Source organism: uncultured Pelagimonas sp., assembly GCF_947498515.1.
Taxonomy (GTDB): domain Bacteria; phylum Pseudomonadota; class Alphaproteobacteria; order Rhodobacterales; family Rhodobacteraceae; genus Pelagimonas.
This window is the reverse complement of sequence record NZ_CANMKO010000010.1, coordinates 25,195-44,067: the sequence shown is the minus strand read 5'-3', so window position 1 is coordinate 44,067 and position 18,873 is coordinate 25,195. Positions and strand designations below refer to the sequence as shown.

Below are 18,873 nucleotides of genomic sequence, written 5' to 3'. Positions count from 1 at the left end.
GACGGACATCTTATGAACAACGCGCGTATCGCAACCACTGTTTTGGCGGGCCTTTTGGGCACCGCAGCGATTGCAGACACCAAGGCTGATGTTTTGGTCAACTATGCCAATATCGCCGAAGCCAAATATGCCGATAGCCTCAGCACCGCGCAGGCGCTTCAGGCGGCTGTTGCGACCTTGATCGCCGAGCCTACAGACGCAAATCTGGCCGCCGCCAAAGAGGCTTGGTTGGCATCGCGCGCGCCTTATCAGCAGACCGAAGTTTATCGTTTCGGCAATGCCATCGTTGACGATTGGGAAGGCAAGGTAAACGCTTGGCCGCTCGACGAGGGTTTGATTGACTATGTCGATGCCTCTTACGGTGGCCCGACCGATGACAACGAGTTCGCGGTTCTGAACATCATAGCAAACCCGACGTTTAGCATCGCGGGCACCGAGATTGATGCCTCGACTATCACGCCTGAATTACTGGCCGAGACATTGCACGAAGCCGATGGTGTCGAAGCCAATGTGGCGACCGGCTATCACGCCATCGAATTCCTGCTTTGGGGTCAGGATCTGAACGGTCACGGGGCCGGAGCGGGCGCACGTCCGGCAACGGATTATGCATCGGGTGACGATTGCACCGGTGGCCATTGTGACCGTCGTGGTCAGTATTTGCAGGCCGCAACCGATTTGTTGGTGTCCGATTTGGAATGGATGGTCGCTCAATGGGCCGAGGGTGGCGCAGCGCGCGCCGAGGTTTTGGCCGATGAAGGCCGCGGGATTGTGACCATCCTGACGGGCATGGGGTCGCTTTCCTATGGTGAGCAAGCCGGTGAGCGTATGCGTCTTGGCCTGATGCTTAATGATCCAGAAGAAGAGCATGATTGTTTTTCGGACAACACCCACAATAGCCATTTCTACGATGGTCAGGGCATCCAAAACGTCTATCTCGGTAGCTACACGCGGGTAGACGGCACCAAGATTTCGGGCGCGTCTTTGTCGTCCTTGGTGGCTGCGGCGGATGCCGATCTGGACAAGGAATTGACCGGCAAGCTTGCGGTCACCATGGCCGCGCTTGGCGATCTCAAGGCCGCCGCCGATGGCGGATTTGCCTATGACCAGATGCTCGAAGCAGGCAATGAAAAGGGCGAAGCCTTGATCATGGGCGGTGTCAACGGTCTGGTTGATCAAACCAAATCCATCGAACGCGCCGTGACCGTTCTTGGCCTTGACAACATCGCCTTTGAAGGCTCGGACAGCCTTGATGATCCGGATGCTGTTTTTGAATAAATAACACCGGTGCCGGGGGGGAAACCCCCGGCAATTCCCATTTAGCACAGCGCCAAAATGGATATTGGAATGAAGTCGATGACAGGTATCCCCGATGTTTTCCCGCGCACTCTTGCTGCGGGTCTTTTTGTTTTTGCGACAAGCGCGCAAGTGGCTGGAGAGCCTGCTGGTGATGGGGGCGTGTTGGCGCGTGACCCACATTTGGCGGTGGTTGCGCGTAGTGAGAGCGAGGCCAAACGCATTGCGGCGGTGACGGCACTTACCTCTGATTTCAGTCAGGCCGAGAGGTTTGAAGAGCGCAGCGCAGGTAAGGCGACGGCGCGGGTTAGGCGCAATCGCGATGCGTTTTCGCAACCTTCGGCCAATATGGCATTTGATCGCCAGATGGATTTCCGTTTGGGCGATGCTTTGTTTGAAAAAATCTGGGTTTCCTCGCCGTCCTCGACCAAGGCCTCCGATGGGTTGGGGCCTTTTTACAATGCGCGCGCGTGCCAGCGGTGCCATGTCAAAGATGGGCGTGGGCATCCTCCCGAAGACAATGATGACAACGCAATTTCTATGTTTTTGCGTGTGTCGGTTCCGGGGGGCGAGGTGCCCGTGATCGAGGGTTATCACCCCACGCAGCCGCATCCGAACTATGGCGGACAATTGCAGGATGCGACCGTGGGCGGGTTGATGGCGGAATACCGTCTCGAGATCCATTATGAAGAGATCGCGGCCTATCTGACCGATGACACGGTGACCCTGCGCAAGCCAACCTATGTCGCGGCCGATCCGGGATATGGTGCTTTTGGTGAGGAGGCGATGTTTAGCCCGCGCGTGGCCCCACAGATGATTGGGTTGGGTTTGTTAGAGGCGATTCCAGCGGCGGATATTCTTGCCCTTGCTGATCCCGGTGACGCGGATGGCGACGGGATTTCGGGGCGGCCTAATGTGGTGTGGTCGCGCGAGTTTGATCAACCAATGCTGGGGCGATTTGGCCTCAAGGCCGGGATGCCCACGGTTCACGAACAATCGGCGGCGGCGTTTTCGGGTGATATCGGAATTTCCACGCCGCTGTTTCCGGCCGAAAGCGGCGATTGCACCGCCGCACAATCCGAGTGCCGCAATGCCCCGCATGGCGAGGATGTGGAAAGGGACGGGTTTGAAGTTGATCAGACCGGCATGGATTTGGTCACGTTTTACAGTCGCAACCTCGCCGTTCCGGCGCGGCGGAATGTAAATGACCCACAGGTGTTGCGCGGCAAAGAGATGTTTTACGCGGCGGGGTGCCCGGCCTGTCACCGCCCGAAATTTGTCACCCATCGCCTAGAGGATCGCCCCGAGCAGAGTTTTCAGCTGATCTGGCCCTATACGGATATGCTTTTGCACGACATGGGCGACGGTTTGGCGGATAACCGACCCGAAGCGGTGGCCAATGGGCGCGAATGGCGCACGCCGCCGCTTTGGGGGATCGGGTTGACCAAACAAGTCAGCGGACATAGCTATTTTCTACATGACGGGCGGGCGCGGAGCCTGTTAGAGGCTGTCTTGTGGCATGGCGGAGAAGGTCAGGCCGCGCGCGACGCTTTTGCCGAGATGCCTAGCCCGGACCGCGCCGCGCTAATCGCTTTTCTGGAGAGCCTGTGATGAACCGCATCCTTCCTTTTGTTTTGACTGCTGTTCTGGGGGCGCACCCGGTGTGGGCGGATGGGCCGGGGCCAGAGGTGGTGACGCCTTTGATCGCGCAATCGGTGAGCGAACATATCCTGCCGAGAACCCAAGCCTTTGCCCAATCTGCCACCGCGTTGGCCGAGACGGCACAGGATGATTGCACCACTGCGCAGGCGGGGTTAGAGGCCGGATTTCATCAGGCCATGGATGATTGGACCGCGATCAGCCATCTGCGATTTGGACCTACCGAACATGATGATCGGGCTTTTGCGCTGGCGTTTTGGCCCGATGGGCGTGGCAAAACCCCCAAGGTGTTGACCGGGCTGTTGCAATCGGATGCCGATTTGAGCGAAGCGGCGATTCGCGAGGTCTCAATCGCCGGTCGCGGTTTATATGCAATGGAGTTTTTACTTTTTGACCAACCGGTTATGGATGTCGGAACGGGCGCGCGACGGTGCGCGGTGATTGCCGCCGTTGCCACGGATATCGCCGCCAATGCCCAAGCTATCGCGGCGGATTGGCAGGAAGATTTCGGGGATGAGCTTACCAATCCGGGCGCGGGGCGGGTGTATCATACCCCGCCCGAATCCGTTCAGGAATTGTTCAAAGCGGCAACAACGGGGTTGCAGTTTACCATCGACACGCGACTTGGCCGCCCTTTGGGAACCTTTGATCGTCCACGCCCGAAACGGTCCGAGCTGAGGCGCTCGGAACGGTCCTTGCGACAGGTCGAGATGTCGGTTGAGGGCACACAGGAATTGGCGATGATCTTGGCGCAGGTGAACCCAGCACTGCGCACACGGATCGGGGCCGCCTATGATCAGGTGCATGTTTTGATCGACGCGCTGAACGACCCGGTTTTTGCGAGTGTGAGCGATATTCAAGGACGCTTGCGCGTTGAAATCTTGCAAATCCAAATCGCGGAAGTTCGGGATTTGATGTTGGCCGAACTTGGGCCTGCCCTTGGGGTGGGGACCGGGTTTAACGCGCTCGACGGGGATTGATATGACCAACCGGCGTGGATTTTTGGCTGGTCTGGTCTCGGCCAGTTTGTTACCGGCCCCAAGCTGGGCCGATGTCGGGTCGCCGGGGTTTGTGACCGCCGCAAAAACCTCGTCGGGTGATTTTGTTTTGGTCGGGCTGTCGGATCACTTGGGCGAGCTGTTTCGTTTGCCTTTGCCAAGCCGAGGGCACGCCGCCGCGGCGCATCCTACCCGGCCCGAAGCCGTTGGATTTGCGCGACGCCCCGGCACCTATGCGCTGGTGATTGATTGCCGAAGCGGAGAGATCAGCGCCCAAATGCAGGCCCCTGAGGGGCGGCATTTTTACGGACATGGGGCATTTAGCGCCGATGGGTCGGTGTTGTTCACAACGGAAAACGATTTTGAGGCCGGACGCGGTGTGATTGGCGTTTGGGATACCAAGCGCAGCTATCGCCGTATTGGCGAATTTGACTCGGGCGGGGTTGGCCCGCATGAGCTTTCGCTTATGCCGGATGGACAGGCTTTGATTGTCGCCAATGGCGGCATCGACACCCACCCCGATAGTGGCCGGGCCAAGCTTAACATTCCAACAATGCGCCCAAATCTAAGCCTGATTGGACTGGATGGAACGGTTTTGGATATTGCCGAGCCGCCGGTCGCCTTGCGCCGCAATTCCATCCGTCATTTGGATGTGCGCGCGGATGGACGGGTGGCGTTTGGGATGCAATGGCAACGTGACATCCACACAACGCCTCCGTTAGTTGGAACGTATAGCGCCGGTCAGGGTCCTGTTATTGCACCTGAAAACGCGATCTGGCGCAACATGCACGCCTATGTCGGAAGTGTCAGTTTTGTAAGAGGTGGCACGCGTATTGCCGTGACATCGCCGCGCGGTGGCGTGGTGGTTGAGCTGGATGCGGATAGTTTGGAGCCTCTGGCAAGTCATCTTCAATCCGATGTTTGCGGCGTTTCAACCCGTGATGGCCATGTGGTCACAACGACGGGGCAGGGAGAGCTGTTTTTAGATGAACGGCGCATGGGGCAGATCCCGGAACTCGCCTTTGACAACCATCTGGTTGCTATTTCCGGCTAAGGTGAAAATCAGACTTGCAATACCTAATGGTTTTTGTCAGATATGTATCTGACAGAGCCAGTGCCCCGCGCCAGCCATTTCGAAACAAAGAGCTTTCGGAAAGGCCTGCGTGGCAAGCGAGCATCGCGCAAATGCGGGGCCGCGCCGCCTTTCCGAAAACGATGGTAAGGGCAAACATGTTCACATTTAGAGATGACGACAAATGAGCGTCAGAAAATCACCGCAAGGGCGGGGCCGAGCCTATATTCGCGTAAGCGATGCCGGGCTGGATGGGGACGATCGGGATGTCCTCAAAGCGATGCGTTTGGTGTTTCAGACCTTTGCCAACCCGGCAAGTCAGGGATGGACGCTGGGTTTAACCGTGGTGCGGGGGAGTTTTGCCCATCGCGACGCGGGCGAGGTTTTCCACGCCATCGTTGGGGTTATCGACGCCTTGCGACGTGCCCGCAAATCCGGGTTTCACTTTACCAATCCCGATTGCGCCAATTGTTCGCAGTACCTTTGCGATGACGAGCGTTTGTTGATGGGCAGTTTGACCGCTTGTCGTGAAGGGCGCAGAAGTGTGAGCCACGCCAACGCGTTGTTGCTCTGTGAAGGCAATGACACCAGCGCGCTCTTGAACAGTTTGGCGGAGCTTGCGCGATTAATGGCGGTGCAGCCCGATGCATCGACGCAGTTGAGCGTGGGTAATGCCAAACCAAGTGCTGCCAAAAAATCGATGACTTGGCGGTTAAACTGAGCTTTTTGCGCCATTGTTTTGGCCGGTTAGATCGTAGCGATGCAGGGTTTCAAACTGACCATCGCTGCGTTCGCCAACCAAGGCAATCGTGTTGATCGGATAGGGCTGAGGCAGTGACGGCAAGGTGTCGGCCAAGGCCGCCTCGGCAAGGCGTGACTGCGGTTTTGATAATTTCCCGGTCAGGGTCAGGTGAAATTTGAACTGGTCGAGCACATAGGGGTAGCCCCACTTTTGCAGATGGGCGACTTGCTCGAGGGTTAGGTTGGCTTTTCTGCGCCGTTCGAGGTCTTCTGGTGTCGACGGGGCGCGAAACCCATCCAAATCCTGGACAATTCGTGTGGCTAGATGGGCAAGATCGGCAGTGTCGCCAACCGGTGCCAAGGCCCAGAAACGCCCAAGTTTTATAGGGGTGAGTCCGTCAATTTGCACCGCTGGTTGGGTCTTGGCTAATGTGGCAACAGCATGGCGCAACCCGTCCAATGTCATCCCATCGGCGAGGCGAAAGGGCGGCTTCAGAGTGCCGTGAAAGCCGTATTTGCGCGGCGTTTGCGTAAAGACGTCGAGGTCGGGGATGTCGAAGTGAGCGACGGCGGAGCCGGTGTCGATATTCCAGCCCAACCATTGCGCGCCAAACTCGGTCAAGGGCCCCAAAGGCGGTAAATAATAGACCGCAAAACGTGTGTAATCAGACATGGTTGTGCCCCCTCGGGCGTTGTTCGGCCTTTTGTGGCACAGCTATGTGACAGGAAAAGGCCGTGTGACCAAGGGCTCTTAGCGTTCAGTGGGGGAGAAAATGGTGCTGGTAACGCCGTCATTTCGGCCAATGATACTGCGATAGAAAATCACAAAGGGGCGGCTTTCATCTTTGTTCAGCGTGAGAGAATAAGCGGCCGGCGTCACCACCATCGCGCATATATCGCCGCCGTTGTTGGTCAGGGTCAGCTGCACCGCCTGGGCGTTTTCCGGAACAATTTGCCCGGCCGGTGCCCCGGCTTTCAAGCCGGATGAGCTCCAACAGCTATTGGTCAGTAACTCGGAGCCAGATATCGTGATCTGACCATTGTCAGCCGACACGGACGGCGGCGTTTGAGCCGTTGCCAAGGATGCGCTGACTGCGAGTAGCGACGCCAAAGCGATACTTGGGCCATATCGACGCGGGAGGGGGGAGAAGAACGGCATAGGTGGCTCCTTTGATCCTAAGGCGAAGCTAAGAGGTGGCCCCAATGTTTTCAATGTCTCTGAAACTTCGCAGAGCTTTTCCGCCTAGGGGATGATGTGTTGGTTTTCCAAAACGTTGCGTATGGCGAGTCGGAACAATTGTGTCACGGGGGTGTCGGTTGTCTCAGGGCGCGCCATGAGCCCCACTGGCCCCTGTGTCAGGCCGGTATCAAAGGGCAATTTGACAAGGATACCGTCAGCCAATTCGCGCGCCACAACGCCGCTGGAAATGACCCAAACCGCGTCTGTGTTGCGGGTGTAGACCCGGCCAAAGGCCCCCGAAACGGTTTCGATCCGGTTGGGCAAATCACCGACACCATTGGCAATTAAAAACCGTTCAACCAGCGGCTGGATCGCCGATCCCGCAGGGGGGAAAAGCACTTGCCAGTCGCCGATGCGCTGTAAATCCGGGTCCTTGGCCAACGGGTGCCCGGTGCGTACCACAAATTCGACCTGTTCGGTATAAAGTTGCGTAAAGCTAATGCCTTGCATCGTATCCGGGGCCCCCAAACGCCCGATGACAAGGTCAAGGTCGCCAAGGCGCAACCGGTCAACCAGATAGTGATGCGGCCCATCCACCATCGATAACGTGGCACGTGGCGCAAGCTTGCTGAACTCTTCTACGACGGAAGGCATCAGCGACGCCGCGACGCTAGGTAGGCTGCCGACGCGGATTCTTTGGCTAGCGTCTTTGCCGATCTGCTCAATCCCCTGAAGCCCTTGTTGCAGACTGGCCAAAGACATCTGTGCGAAATGCAAAAACACCTCGCCCTGATCGGTGAGCGAGACGCCTGAGCGATTGCGTAGCATGAGCGGAGCGCCCAAAATGTCCTCAAGCTCTTTGAGGGTTTTGGAAATGGCCGGTTGGGTTAGGTAAAGCTTTTCGGCCGCACGTTTCAAACTGCCCTCACGGGCAATTTCGACAAAGCTTTGGATATGCCTGATTTTGATGCGACGATCCATTTGGATACCCGTTTTGACAAGAGATTTGGTCAAACTATCGGTTTTCTTGCCCAAATGGGTAGGTATTGCAAGGGCGGCTAGGGTTGTGTCGCGGTTTTGATCAGGGCGGCCATCGCTTCAAAATGGGCGGTGAGCGGGCTGTTTTGCCGCCAGACCATTCCGATTGTGCGGCTCGGCTGTGGGTCTTGGAAATGGGCGACCGAGACATTGGCCGATTGCGTTTCCGATGCGATTGCCATTTGCGGGATCAACGTGACCCCAAACCCGGCATCCACCATCCGCACCAAGGTCGATAGCGTGGTCCCGTCAAGCGTTTTGGCGCGGGCGGTGGCGGGGATATGGCAAAAAGACAGGGCCTGATCGCGAAAACAATGCCCCTCTTCGAGCAGCAACAACCGCATTTTTTGCAAATCAGACGGGTCAGGCACAGGGTTGCCAGCCTCGGCCATCGGGCGCACCAGAACAAAGTTTTCCTCGAAAAGCGGATGTTCAGATAGCCAAGGTTCAGAGATCGGCAGGGCAAGAATGGCGGTATCAATCACCCCATCCGAAAGCTCTTGGATCAGGGTTGGGGTCATCGTTTCGCGGATATGAATATCGGCCTGTGGGTAGGCCGCAGTCAGATCGGTTAGGATGGACGGAAGCAAATAGGGCGCGATTGTCGGGATGATCCCGATCCGCAACCGCCCTTGCAATTGGGTCTGGGCAGCGCGGGCGAGGTTTTCGAGATCATCCACCGATTTGAGGATGTCGCGCGCACGATCCAACAGCTCGGCCCCCAAATGGGTCAAATGCACCCGGCGCGGTTCCCGTTCGAACAACGGACCGCCAAGACGATGCTCAAGCTCTTTGATTTGAACGGAAAGTGCGGGTTGGGAAATGGCGCTAGCCGCGGCCGCCTGACCAAAGTGGCCGTGATGGGCGAGGGCCTGAAAATAGCGAAGCTGCTTTAAGGTGATATGACTCATAGTTTTTAATTATTGATCCGATGTAAAATTGCAATTTCTTTTTATTGAACTTCCGGTCTAGGCTGACCTCATAGCCACAGGAATACCCCTGCCAAGGAGAGATCAAATGGACGGAAATAGCGTCGGAAAATGCCCAATTGCCCATGGTGCAACCAATGCCAGCATGCGGTCAAACAAGGATTGGTGGCCCAATCAGCTTAACCTGCGCATCCTGAACCAGAATACCAACAAGTCCGATCCGATGGATGCGGATTTTGACTATGCCGAAGCGTTTAAGGCGCTTGATCTCGATGGTCTCAAGGCCGATCTTGTGGCGCTGATGACCGATAGTCAGGATTGGTGGCCAGCCGATTATGGCCATTATGGTGGCTTGTTTATCCGCATGGCGTGGCACAGTGCCGGGACCTATCGGACCGCCGATGGGCGCGGTGGGGCCGGCACAGGGCAACAGCGGTTTGCACCGCTTAATTCATGGCCTGACAACGGCAATCTGGACAAAGCGCGCCGCTTGCTTTGGCCGATCAAACAGAAATACGGCAATGCGATATCCTGGGCGGATTTGATGATTTTGGCGGGTAACTGCGCGATTGAAAGTATGGGTGGCACGACCTTTGGCTTTGCCGGTGGGCGTGCCGATGTGTGGGAACCTGAAGAAGACGTCTATTGGGGTGCCGAGACCGAATGGTTGGAGGAATCGGGTGGTGAAAACTCGCGCTATTCCGGCGAGCGTGACCTTGATAATCCGTTGGCCGCCGTTCAGATGGGGTTGATCTATGTGAATCCCGAAGGGCCGGACGGACAGCCCGACATCTTGGCCTCTGGTCGCGATATCCGCGATACATTTGCGCGCATGGCGATGAATGACGAGGAAACCGTTGCGCTTGTGGCCGGTGGCCATACCTTTGGCAAGGCGCATGGGGCCGGTGACCCGACGCTTGTTGGACCCGAGCCAGAGGCCGCTGGGATTGAGGAAATGGGCCTTGGCTGGCGTAATGCACATGGCAGCGGCAAGGGTGGTGACACCACCACCAGCGGCATCGAAGGCGCGTGGACGGCAAACCCGACGCAATGGGACAACGGCTACTTTGACTTGCTGTTTGGCTATGACTGGAACCTAACCAAAAGCCCGGCGGGGGCGTGGATTTGGGAGCCGGTTGGCGTTCCAGAGGAGCATATGGCCCCAGCAGCCCATGATGCCAGCCAGAAGGTCAAGACCATGATGACCACCGCCGATATGGCGATGCGAATGGACCCAATTTATGGCCCGATTTCACGCCGTTTCCATGAGAATCCCGAAGAATTCGCCGATGCCTTTGCCCGCGCGTGGTTCAAGCTGACCCATCGCGATATGGGGCCGCGTGCGCGTTACCTTGGCAAAGAGGCACCGAGCGAGGAGCTGATCTGGCAAGATCCGGTACCTGCGTCACAGACGGATTTGAGTGATGCGGATGTTGCGGCACTTAAGGCGGCAGTTCTTGAGGCGGGTCTATCGGTCGCTGATTTGGTCAAAACCGCGTGGGCCTCGGCTTCGACTTATCGTGGGTCGGATATGCGCGGCGGGGCCAATGGCGCGCGTGTTCGTCTTGAGCCGATGAACCGTTGGGAGGCCAATGAGCCAGAAGAACTTGCGCGGGTTTTGGGCGTTTTGGAAGGCGTGCAGGCCGGATTTGGCAAGCCGGTCTCGATGGCTGATCTGATTGTTATTGGTGGTGCGGCAGGTGTCGAACAGGCCGCCAAAGCGGCAGGGCATGATGTGAGTGTTCCGGTGACGCTTGGGCGCGGTGATGCCAGCCAAGAGCAAACCGATGTGGAAAGCGTTGCAATGTTGGAACCGGCTGCGGATGGGTTCCGCAATTACCAACGCCAAGCCTATAGCATTTCCCCCGAAGAACTGTTGATCGACAAGGCGCAGCTCTTGACCCTGACCGCGCCGGAAATGACGGTTTTGGTCGGTGGGCTGCGGGTTCTGGGGGCCAATCATGGCAATAGCGCCCATGGTGTCCTGACCGATCGGGTTGGTGTCTTGAGCACTGACTTCTTCGTCAACCTTCTGGATATGGGCACAAGTTGGTCCGATGCTGGTGAAGGCGTCTATGAAGGCAAATCCACGGCGGGCGACTTGCGTTGGACGGCGACACGGGTTGACCTTGTGTTTGGCTCAAATTCGCAACTGCGGGCATTGTCCGAGGTTTATGCTCAGGCGGATAATCAAGGCAAATTCGTATCTGATTTTGTCGCCGCTTGGACCAAGGTTATGGACGCGGATCGTTTCGATCTAAGCTAAGCCAAAGGCAACAAGAAACTGAAAACCGGCGCTTGACCCCAGGCGCCGGTTTTACGTTTGGGTGGCGGCCCGATCCCAAGCGTGGCACTCTATGTGCAACCTGCGTAGGAGACCAAAATGGGTGTGATCGAAGTTCCGGCGTTTGTCGCCGTAACCATTGGGATTGTGGTGTTTTTCCTAGGGGCATTTCTAACCCGAAGCGTTGCTTTTTTACGTGATTTCAACATCCCGGAACCGGTGTCGGGTGGCATCGCCGTGGCTCTTGGCAGCTGGGCGATCTACGCCTTTGCCGGGCGTGAATTGGTCTTTGATCTGGCGGTGCGTGATTATCTGTTGGTGGCGTTTTTCGCCACCATTGGATTGAATGCACGCTTTGCCGATCTGATGCGTGGCGGGCGGTTGTTGGTTTTGCTGCTGGGTCTGACGATTGGGTTTATGTTCTTGCAAAACCTTGTCGGATTGATCGGCGTGACCCTGTTTGATTTACCGCGCCCCGTGTCGGTTTTGCTTGGCTCGGCCTCGTTGATTGGCGGGCATGGCACGGCCATCGCTTGGGGGCCGCAGATCGAAACGCTAACCGGGTTTGAAGCCGCCGAAGAGATGGGCATCGCCGCCGCGACCTTGGGTCTTGTTCTGGCGGCCTTGATCGGTGGACCCATCGCCAAACGGTTGATCGACAAAAACGATCTACATGGTCGCGATGATGCGGACCCGATTGTTGGCCTGGAATTCGACGAAGAGGACGACGATACCCCCGAAGAGGTCACCCATATCGGGTTGATGCGGGCGATGTTGGGGGTGCATGTGGCGATCTTTTTCGGGTTCATTGCGCATGAGTTTATCAAAGACGCCGGCCTGCAATTACCGCTTTTTGTGCCTTGCCTTTTGGTTGGGATCATCATGTCCAACACGGTACCCTATGTGATGCCAAACCTGACATGGCCTGCGGGCAGCCGCGCCTTGGCGGTTGTGTCTGACTTCTGCCTGTCGGTGTTCCTTGCCATGTCGTTGATGAGCATGCAGCTTTGGACCTTGGCCGAGCTTGGCGGGCCAGTTGCGGGCGTTTTGGCGATGCAGGTGGTGATGACCGTCGCGTTTATCTTGTTGGTGGTGTTCCCCTTGATCGGGCGCAACTATCAGGCTGCGGTGCTCAGCGCCGGGTTTGCCGGTTTCGCCTTGGGCGCAACGCCTACGGCAATAGCCAACATGTCGTCGGTCACAAAACGATACGGCGCGGCCCCGTTGGCCTTTATCATTTTGCCGCTGGTCTCGGCGTTTTTCGTCGATTTGGCCAATGCGTTTATGATCCAGTTTTTTGTCGGCTTGTAACATAAACGCCCCGCGATCCGGTTGGACTGCGGGGCGTTTTGTTTCGGTCGATTGGGTGGCTTAACTGGCCGCGACCTCATCGTTGCGGACCTTGAAGAACACCGCATAGAGCGTCGGCACCACAATCAAGGTCAGGACGGTGGCAAAGCTAAGACCGCAGATGATCACAACCGCAAGGGATTGAAAGAACGGGTCCCAGATTAGCGGGACAACCCCCAACACCGTGGTCAAAACCCCAAGCGACACGGGTCGCACGCGGCTAACCGAGGCGTCGATGATCGCTTGTTTTCGTGCCTTTCCGTCCGAGATTTGACTGTCGGTTTCGTCAATCAGAACAATGGCATTTTTGATCAACATTCCGGTCAGAGAAAGGATGCCCAAGATGGCCATGAATTCGAGTGGCGTTTGCGTTGCGGCAAGGCCCCAGATCACCCCGATCAGCGCCAAAGGCACCGTGAGCCAGATGATCAACGGCTGGCGAATGGCGTTGAACAGGAACAAGACCACGAGGATCATCGCGCCAAAACCCAAGGGCATGGTCGACGCGAGGCCGGCGTTGGCTTCGGTGCTGTTTCCAAACTCGCCTTTCCAAACCATCGAATAGCCGGGCGGAAGGGGGATGGCCTCGACCGGGCCGCGCACCTGTTCAAAGAGATCCCCCGAGAGAACATCCGGGGCATTGTCGGCCTGTGCGGTGATTGCCAATTGACGGTCAATCTTGCGCAGGTTTCCGGCCTCAAAGACCAGCTCGAAATCATCCACAACCTGACTGATCGGAATGTAGCCGCCGATGGCTTGGCTATAAATCTGCACCTCGTTTAGCATCGAGATGTCGTTCCGGTCGGCTTCAAACGGGCGCATGGTGATATTCACCAGTTTATCGCTTTCGCGGTAAACGCCGATATTTGTGCCGTTGAAATGGGAATAGATCGCGCTGGAAATTTCCCCTTGGGTTAGTCCAAGGCGGCGGGCATTTTCGGTGTTGATGATCGGGCGCATGACCTGCACCTGTTCGCGCCAATCATCCTTGATCGCCACGGCACCGGCATCCGCAAAGATAACCTTGGCTTGGGCCGCCAATTCCCGCAGAATTTCGGCATCAGGACCAAAGAAGCGGGTTTCGATTTTAGACCCACCGCCGGGGCCAAGCACAAAGCGCCAAACCTTGGCATTGGCATCGGGATAGGTATCGTCAATCCAATCTTGCAACGGTCCTCGCAATGGGTCGATTTGTTTGAAATCTTCAACATCGACAAGGATTTGCCCATAGCCCGGATTGCTGTCCGCACTTTCATAGATCAGCATGAAACGCGTGTGGCCGCTGCCAACCATCAGATTGGTGCTTGTGACGCCTTCAAGTCCTTGAACATAAGAGTCGATTTCCAACAGGTCGCTTTGAGTTTGCGAAATATCGCTGCCTTCGGGCAGTGTATAATCGATCACAAATTGCGCTCGTGTCGAGGACGGAAAGAAGCCCGGAGGCACGAGGCTAAAGCTCGCCAAGGCCGATACGAACATGGCCACAACGATGGCTATCGTCACATAGCGAACTTGGATCGCCTTGGCCAATACCCCGCGATACCAGCGCAAAATGGCGTTTTCCTTTTCCTCTTTTGGTGTCTCATCGGGTTTGAGCAGCAGGGTACAGAAATAGGGGGTGAGCCAGATCGCGACCAACCATGAAAACAGCAAGGCAATTGAGATGGTCCAAAACAGGCTTCCGGCATACTCGCCGGTGTTGTCGGGTGAAAACCCGATGGGCGAGAAGGCCAGAAATCCGACAACCGTACCACCCAAGAGCGGCCATTTGGTTTGATTGACCACGGCGATCGACGCCTCGCGGGCATTTTCACCGCGATGCACCCGCACCAACGTTCCTTCGACCACCACAATGGCGTTGTCGACCAACATACCCAAGGCAATGATCAGCGCGCCGAGCGAAATACGCTGCATATCCAGCCCATAAAGGTACATACCAAACAGGGTGCCAGCGACGGTGACCAACAAAATGCCGCCCATCAAGATGCCCGAGCGCAGCCCCATGAACAAAAGCAGGGTGCCAACAACGATGATGAGCGCCACAACAACGTTCATGACAAAGTCATTCACCGAGGTTTTGACTGAGTCAGATTGATCAGAGATAGCAAGGACTTCGATGCCGATTGGGCGGTCTTTAATCAGAGCATCCATGCGCGCCTTGACGGCTTCGCCCATTTTCACAACGTTGCCACCAATGGTGTTGGAAATGCCGATCCCGACAGCGGGGCGCCCATCACGGTAGAGCAAGGCTTGCGCCGGATCGACAAGCCCGCGCGAGATGCTGGCGATGTCTTTGAGGCGGAAAGACGCCCCAGTTTGAGCATTGGAAATAACCAAATTGCTGATCGCCTCGACGGAATCAATTGCGGTCTCTGGGCGGATGGTGATGCGCCGCGATCCGGCCTTGATTGAACCGGCGGGGGCCACAAGGTTTTGCCCCTCGAGCACTTGGCCGATGGCGTTGGGGGAAAGCCCCAATTCGACAAGACGGGCCGGGGCGAATTCAACGTAAATCACCTCGTCCTGAATGCCGTTCAACTCCACCTTGGACACGCCTTTGACGGTGACCAACTCGCGTTGCAACTCCTCGGCATAGGCTTGCAGGTCAGGCATGGTATAACCCTCACCCAAAATCGCAAAATAGAGCGCGTAAACATCGCCGAAATCATCATAGACCTGCGTTTCAAGCGCATTGGGGGGCAGGTCGCCCTGAACGTCGTCAATCTTAGCCCGCATTTGAGCAAAGCGTTGATAAAGCGACGGATAATCAGGAATGGATTGGATGGTAAATTCAACGGTGACGTTGCTTAGACCGGGCGATGAGACCGACCGAACCTCTTTGACACCCTGCAATTGCTGCAGGGCATCTTCGATGACTTCGGTGACCTCGTCGGCCACTTCTTCGGCGCTGGCACCGGGGTAGGGGGTGATGATCTGAGCCTGACGGATGATAAATTCCGGGTCTTCAAATCGCGGCAAATTGGAATAGGCAAAGTAGCCCGCTACCAAAATCAACAGCGTGCAAATCGCCGAGATCAGGCGTTTTTCAATCGCAAAACGTGCGAGATCCATATGCTTAGCCCCCAATCTTGGTGATCGGGCGGATGTGCATACCGTCCTGCAATTTGTTCAGTCCGGCGGTGACGATGATATCGCCATCTTCCAAACCGGAGCTTATCGCAACCATATCACCGCTAACCCGGCCAAGGGTCACATCCCGTTTCGACACGGTTTTGGTTTCCGGGTCCATCACCCACACAAAGGTGGAGCCATCTGGAAGTGCAGCGACAGAAGTGATCGGGGCTTGAATGGCGAGGGTGCTGCTGCCTTGGATGATCACGTCAATCTGGCCAACCATGCCGGGAAGGATGAGCAACCCTTCTGGAACGTCAACGGCGACGCGGGCCCGGTATGTTTGGGTGGCTGCGTCAGCTTGGGTCGAAAACTCAACAAGATCGGCGTCAAGAACAGGGCCGGGCAGGTTATCAAAGGTAACGCTTAAAACTGGGTCACCGTGATTAGAGAGCGCGATCACATCGGCACCGGGCACATCAAAGGCGAGGTTGATAACCGAGAGGGCCTGAAGCAAAACCACGTCTTGCCCGGCCTGCACATTGGTAAAGTTATCAATATCGCGCCGGGCAACGATGCCGGCGAAAGGGGCGGTAAGCGTCGCGTCTTCTAGGTTGCTTTGTGCTGTGGATAGTTGAGCCTCTAGGCCGCGCAAAGCGGCTTCTGCGGCCTCGATATCCTCAGTGCGACCACCGGATTGACCAATCAAAAGCTGTTCTTGCTGGGCGCGCAAATCGGCTTCGGCGACGCGAAGGGTGGCTTCGTCCTGATCAAGCTTTGCCTTGGCGGCAACGCCGCGTTCGGCCAATTGCCGGGTGCGTTCGGCTTGGTCGCGGGCCTGATCAACTTGGGCCTGGGCGGCGGCTACGGCGGCCTCAAGCGCGGCAATTTCTTCGTCACGGGCACCTGTGCGCAGGGCTTGCAACTGGGCGCTCGCTTGATCAACTTGGCTTTCAAGTTGAGAGATATTGGCCTCAAAATCCCGGGGATCAAGGCGGGCAATCATGTCACCTTCGGCGACCTGTGTTGCGCCACGCACAGGCAACTCAATCACCCGTCCAGACACGCGAAACGACAGCTCAACCTCTTGAGATGGATAGACAACACCAGAGTACTGACGGCGAAGCGCAATGTCCTTTTGCTCGACCGTAAAGACCTTGGCCGGGCGGGCAGTATCCTGAGCCAAGACCGGAGCCGTGCCTAATCCTGAAACCCCTGCCAAAACTGCCGCAAATACCAGCGTTTTCATCGCGTTTACCCTATCTTTTGATTGCCACGTCAGGGTGGCATGATTCTCCTTGGAAGTAAAAACCTATAGAACGCAGTTTGCCGGTCTGCACGCGCCGACCCAACGCAGGTCGACATAGCGAACGACATGAAAACGCATAGGTTTCAGGCTTGAAATGTTAGCTCAATTGCCGTCGGCGGCAATCAATTCATTGGCGACACGGGTGCTGCGCAGAATTTCAGAGGGATAATTGTTGTTGTGGATCAACTTGGTTAACGAATAGTCGGGTTCGTCCTTGCGCATATGGGTCACAAGGCGGTCAAGCTTTTGGGTCTCACCTTTGTAGGCATAAAGCAGCGTTAGGTAACGGAGTGGGGCGCGGAAATCCGGCTTGAGCCTGAAAGAGGCCTCACCGGCGCGGATGGCGTCGTCAATGCGGTGGGATTTGGCCGCAGCGATGCAATAGAACGTTTCAACGGCATAGCGATAGGGGCCATCGCCGGAAATGCTGCGCGCGAAATTTGCGGCGTTCATGGCTTCGGGCAATTGGCCGAGCGTATAGAGCGCGGCCGAGCGAAAACTCCAAGCCAGTGGGTTGGAGCGATTTGCTTCGATCGCCCGCGCCGATAGCTCCAACCCATAGGATGGATCATCTAAAAGATAGGTGTAAATGTAGGAGGTTAGGGCCAAAACCATAGAATTGTAGGGATCAAGTTCCAAGGCGCGGCGCGCCAAATCCTCGGCTTCATCGCGCAACGCCTCTTGGGCGACCATGCGCTCGCCTTTGAAGAATGCGAGGATGTAGGCCGACCAAGCTAGGAAAATCCCGCTTGGTTGTGCTTCGTGGTTGACAGCCAATTGATGACGCGCAAGTTCCAAATCGGTGTTCTGGTTGCGGAAAATCAATCGGATCGCGCCCAATGTGCCGCGTTCCAAATACCGCAATTCGGACGAGTTGCGATCCGGTGAGCTGGGATTGAAAACCGTTCGATCGACGCTGGTGTTGACCAGCCGGTGCATTTGAGGCGTTTGCAATAGATCGGTTGGATCTACCGGGAGCAATTCGCTTCTGTTCCACAAAAGCCGTTTGTCTGAGCTGCGCGACATGCGCAGGTTTGTCGCCACCTGAGACGCCCCATTGGCGGCCGAGCTACGCAGCCAAAACCCCGAGGATGTCTCCTCTTCGATGTTGAAGTCTGGGTCGTCGTTATCGGCGGTGACAATCCGAATGGCACACCAATCGGCAAGAGTCTGGCCAAAGGCGTTGGTCACCGCATCATTGTGAAATTGCGCCGAGTCGCGCGGCGCCTCGATAACCAAAATTGGGGCCGGCTTGCGTTCGCTTAGCTTGGTCGCAGCACGTCGTTCTGTTTCAAGCCAATCGACAAACTCGGGATCGCGGATTGCGCTGCTTTCCAGCAAAGTTGACCCATCTGGAGGGCGAAAGTCCGGCGCATCGAAGTCGCGCAAAAAGGCACCGGGTTTGAGGCTTACGGTGTTGTGTTCCGTACGGATTAAATCGCGCAGATCGCCAAAATGGCGGCGGATCGTGTAGATTTCGTTTTTGAGGCTGCGCCCGCCTTGAACCGGTTGTCGGTCGCTCCACAGTTTGTCGATCAGGTATTCTTTGGACCGCGACATATTCGGAGCCAATAGAAGCAGACTTAACAAGCCCTGCGCTTTGGCGCTTTTGCGCGGAGTGAGGTCACGCCCATCCATTGCCCGGACCTCAAAGGAGCCAAACAATTGCGCTTTTGCCATGGGTGCCTGTGGGGTGCGCATGGGTCGTTTCAAACCATTAAACCGTTTCTAAACTTACCCTAGCAAAGGAATGCTGCTCTGCCTAGCGCCCGTCAAAAATCGGTCAAAACCGCATTGGAACGCGCGTCACTGGTTGACCCAAACCCTATTCCGGCCCGATCCTTTTATCTGGATCGGCTTAAAACATAATAACGGGGTCGGTTTGGCTTGGGAAAAAAGGGAGATTTGATCAATGGGAACGAATTCATACGCAATGGCCAGCATGGCC

The 18,873-nt window shown here is 56.5% G+C and carries 14 protein-coding genes; 7 read left to right on the top strand and 7 right to left on the bottom strand.

Annotation, left to right across the window (positions count from 1 at the left end; genetic code table 11):
* Nucleotides 1-12: 12 nt before the first annotated feature.
* From Q1A43_RS17945 to Q1A43_RS17925, 5 genes are all read left to right on the top strand, one after another.
* A complete protein-coding gene (locus tag Q1A43_RS17945; RefSeq protein ID WP_299937438.1) occupies nucleotides 13-1,275 on the top strand; it encodes an imelysin family protein in 1,263 nt (420 codons plus the stop codon).
* 69 nt (nucleotides 1,276-1,344) lie between these two features.
* Nucleotides 1,345-2,904: a di-heme oxidoredictase family protein gene (locus Q1A43_RS17940; RefSeq protein ID WP_299937435.1), complete on the top strand. Its 1,560-nt coding sequence runs from the start codon at nucleotides 1,345-1,347 to the stop codon at nucleotides 2,902-2,904.
* Nucleotides 2,904-3,932, top strand: coding sequence for an imelysin family protein (locus Q1A43_RS17935; protein WP_299937432.1), 1,029 nt, complete (start codon nucleotides 2,904-2,906; stop codon nucleotides 3,930-3,932). The genes Q1A43_RS17940 and Q1A43_RS17935 overlap by 1 nt, the downstream gene beginning before the upstream one ends.
* A gap of 1 nt (nucleotide 3,933) precedes the next feature.
* Nucleotides 3,934-5,004, top strand: coding sequence for a DUF1513 domain-containing protein (locus Q1A43_RS17930; protein ID WP_299937429.1), 1,071 nt, complete (start codon nucleotides 3,934-3,936; stop codon nucleotides 5,002-5,004).
* Nucleotides 5,005-5,206: 202 nt separating this feature from the next.
* Complete coding sequence (locus Q1A43_RS17925) at nucleotides 5,207-5,743, top strand: hypothetical protein (protein WP_299937428.1); 537 nt, start codon at nucleotides 5,207-5,209, stop codon at nucleotides 5,741-5,743.
* Here the strand turns inward: Q1A43_RS17925 and Q1A43_RS17920 are convergent.
* From Q1A43_RS17920 to Q1A43_RS17905, 4 genes are all read right to left on the bottom strand, one after another.
* Entirely contained in the window at nucleotides 5,735-6,436 is a 702-nt protein-coding gene (locus Q1A43_RS17920) for a DUF1045 domain-containing protein (RefSeq protein WP_299937425.1), read from the bottom strand. The two genes, Q1A43_RS17925 and Q1A43_RS17920, sit on opposite strands and share 9 nt — an antisense overlap.
* A gap of 78 nt (nucleotides 6,437-6,514) precedes the next feature.
* Nucleotides 6,515-6,922 carry a hypothetical protein gene (locus Q1A43_RS17915; RefSeq protein ID WP_299937422.1) on the bottom strand — a complete coding sequence of 136 codons (408 nt, stop codon included), beginning with the start codon at nucleotides 6,920-6,922 and terminating at the stop codon, nucleotides 6,515-6,517.
* 84 nt (nucleotides 6,923-7,006) lie between these two features.
* A complete protein-coding gene (gene pcaQ / locus Q1A43_RS17910) occupies nucleotides 7,007-7,978 on the bottom strand; it encodes a pca operon transcription factor PcaQ (protein ID WP_366944275.1) in 972 nt (323 codons plus the stop codon).
* 23 nt (nucleotides 7,979-8,001) lie between these two features.
* Complete coding sequence (locus Q1A43_RS17905) at nucleotides 8,002-8,892, bottom strand: hydrogen peroxide-inducible genes activator (protein ID WP_299937419.1); 891 nt, start codon at nucleotides 8,890-8,892, stop codon at nucleotides 8,002-8,004.
* Between the two features lie 106 nt (nucleotides 8,893-8,998).
* Here Q1A43_RS17905 and katG point away from each other — a divergent pair, with 106 nt between their 5' ends.
* Both katG and gltS read left to right on the top strand, forming a co-directional pair.
* Entirely contained in the window at nucleotides 8,999-11,176 is a 2,178-nt protein-coding gene (katG, locus tag Q1A43_RS17900) for a catalase/peroxidase HPI (protein WP_299937416.1), read from the top strand.
* A gap of 117 nt (nucleotides 11,177-11,293) precedes the next feature.
* A complete protein-coding gene (gene gltS / locus Q1A43_RS17895) occupies nucleotides 11,294-12,505 on the top strand; it encodes a sodium/glutamate symporter (protein ID WP_299937415.1) in 1,212 nt (403 codons plus the stop codon).
* Nucleotides 12,506-12,565: 60 nt separating this feature from the next.
* Here gltS and Q1A43_RS17890 read toward each other — a convergent pair whose 3' ends face one another.
* From Q1A43_RS17890 to Q1A43_RS17880, 3 genes are all read right to left on the bottom strand, one after another.
* Nucleotides 12,566-15,616 (bottom strand): efflux RND transporter permease subunit, encoded by a 3,051-nt coding sequence (locus Q1A43_RS17890; RefSeq protein WP_299937412.1) that lies wholly within the window; start codon nucleotides 15,614-15,616, stop codon nucleotides 12,566-12,568.
* Nucleotides 15,617-15,620: 4 nt separating this feature from the next.
* Nucleotides 15,621-16,865, bottom strand: coding sequence for an efflux RND transporter periplasmic adaptor subunit (locus Q1A43_RS17885; protein WP_299937409.1), 1,245 nt, complete (start codon nucleotides 16,863-16,865; stop codon nucleotides 15,621-15,623).
* A 162-nt stretch (nucleotides 16,866-17,027) separates the two neighbouring features.
* Nucleotides 17,028-18,605 (bottom strand): hypothetical protein, encoded by a 1,578-nt coding sequence (locus tag Q1A43_RS17880; RefSeq protein ID WP_299937406.1) that lies wholly within the window; start codon nucleotides 18,603-18,605, stop codon nucleotides 17,028-17,030.
* Between the last annotated feature and the right edge of the window lie 268 nt (nucleotides 18,606-18,873).

Excerpts from the sequence above, each read along its gene's own strand:
- Q1A43_RS17945 (WP_299937438.1), top strand. The coding sequence starts at position 13 with ATGAACAACGCGCGTATCGCAACCACTGTTTTGGCGGGCCTTTTGGGC.
- Q1A43_RS17940 (WP_299937435.1), top strand. The coding sequence starts at position 1,345 with ATGAAGTCGATGACAGGTATCCCCGATGTTTTCCCGCGCACTCTTGCT.
- Q1A43_RS17935 (WP_299937432.1), top strand. The coding sequence starts at position 2,904 with ATGAACCGCATCCTTCCTTTTGTTTTGACTGCTGTTCTGGGGGCGCAC.
- Q1A43_RS17930 (WP_299937429.1), top strand. The coding sequence starts at position 3,934 with ATGACCAACCGGCGTGGATTTTTGGCTGGTCTGGTCTCGGCCAGTTTG.
- Q1A43_RS17925 (WP_299937428.1), top strand. The coding sequence starts at position 5,207 with ATGAGCGTCAGAAAATCACCGCAAGGGCGGGGCCGAGCCTATATTCGC.
- Q1A43_RS17920 (WP_299937425.1), bottom strand. The coding sequence starts at position 6,436 with ATGTCTGATTACACACGTTTTGCGGTCTATTATTTACCGCCTTTGGGG.
- Q1A43_RS17915 (WP_299937422.1), bottom strand. The coding sequence starts at position 6,922 with ATGCCGTTCTTCTCCCCCCTCCCGCGTCGATATGGCCCAAGTATCGCT.
- Q1A43_RS17905 (WP_299937419.1), bottom strand. The coding sequence starts at position 8,892 with ATGAGTCATATCACCTTAAAGCAGCTTCGCTATTTTCAGGCCCTCGCC.
- katG (WP_299937416.1), top strand. The coding sequence starts at position 8,999 with ATGGACGGAAATAGCGTCGGAAAATGCCCAATTGCCCATGGTGCAACC.
- gltS (WP_299937415.1), top strand. The coding sequence starts at position 11,294 with ATGGGTGTGATCGAAGTTCCGGCGTTTGTCGCCGTAACCATTGGGATT.
- Q1A43_RS17890 (WP_299937412.1), bottom strand. The coding sequence starts at position 15,616 with ATGGATCTCGCACGTTTTGCGATTGAAAAACGCCTGATCTCGGCGATT.
- Q1A43_RS17885 (WP_299937409.1), bottom strand. The coding sequence starts at position 16,865 with ATGAAAACGCTGGTATTTGCGGCAGTTTTGGCAGGGGTTTCAGGATTA.
- Q1A43_RS17880 (WP_299937406.1), bottom strand. The coding sequence starts at position 18,605 with ATGGCAAAAGCGCAATTGTTTGGCTCCTTTGAGGTCCGGGCAATGGAT.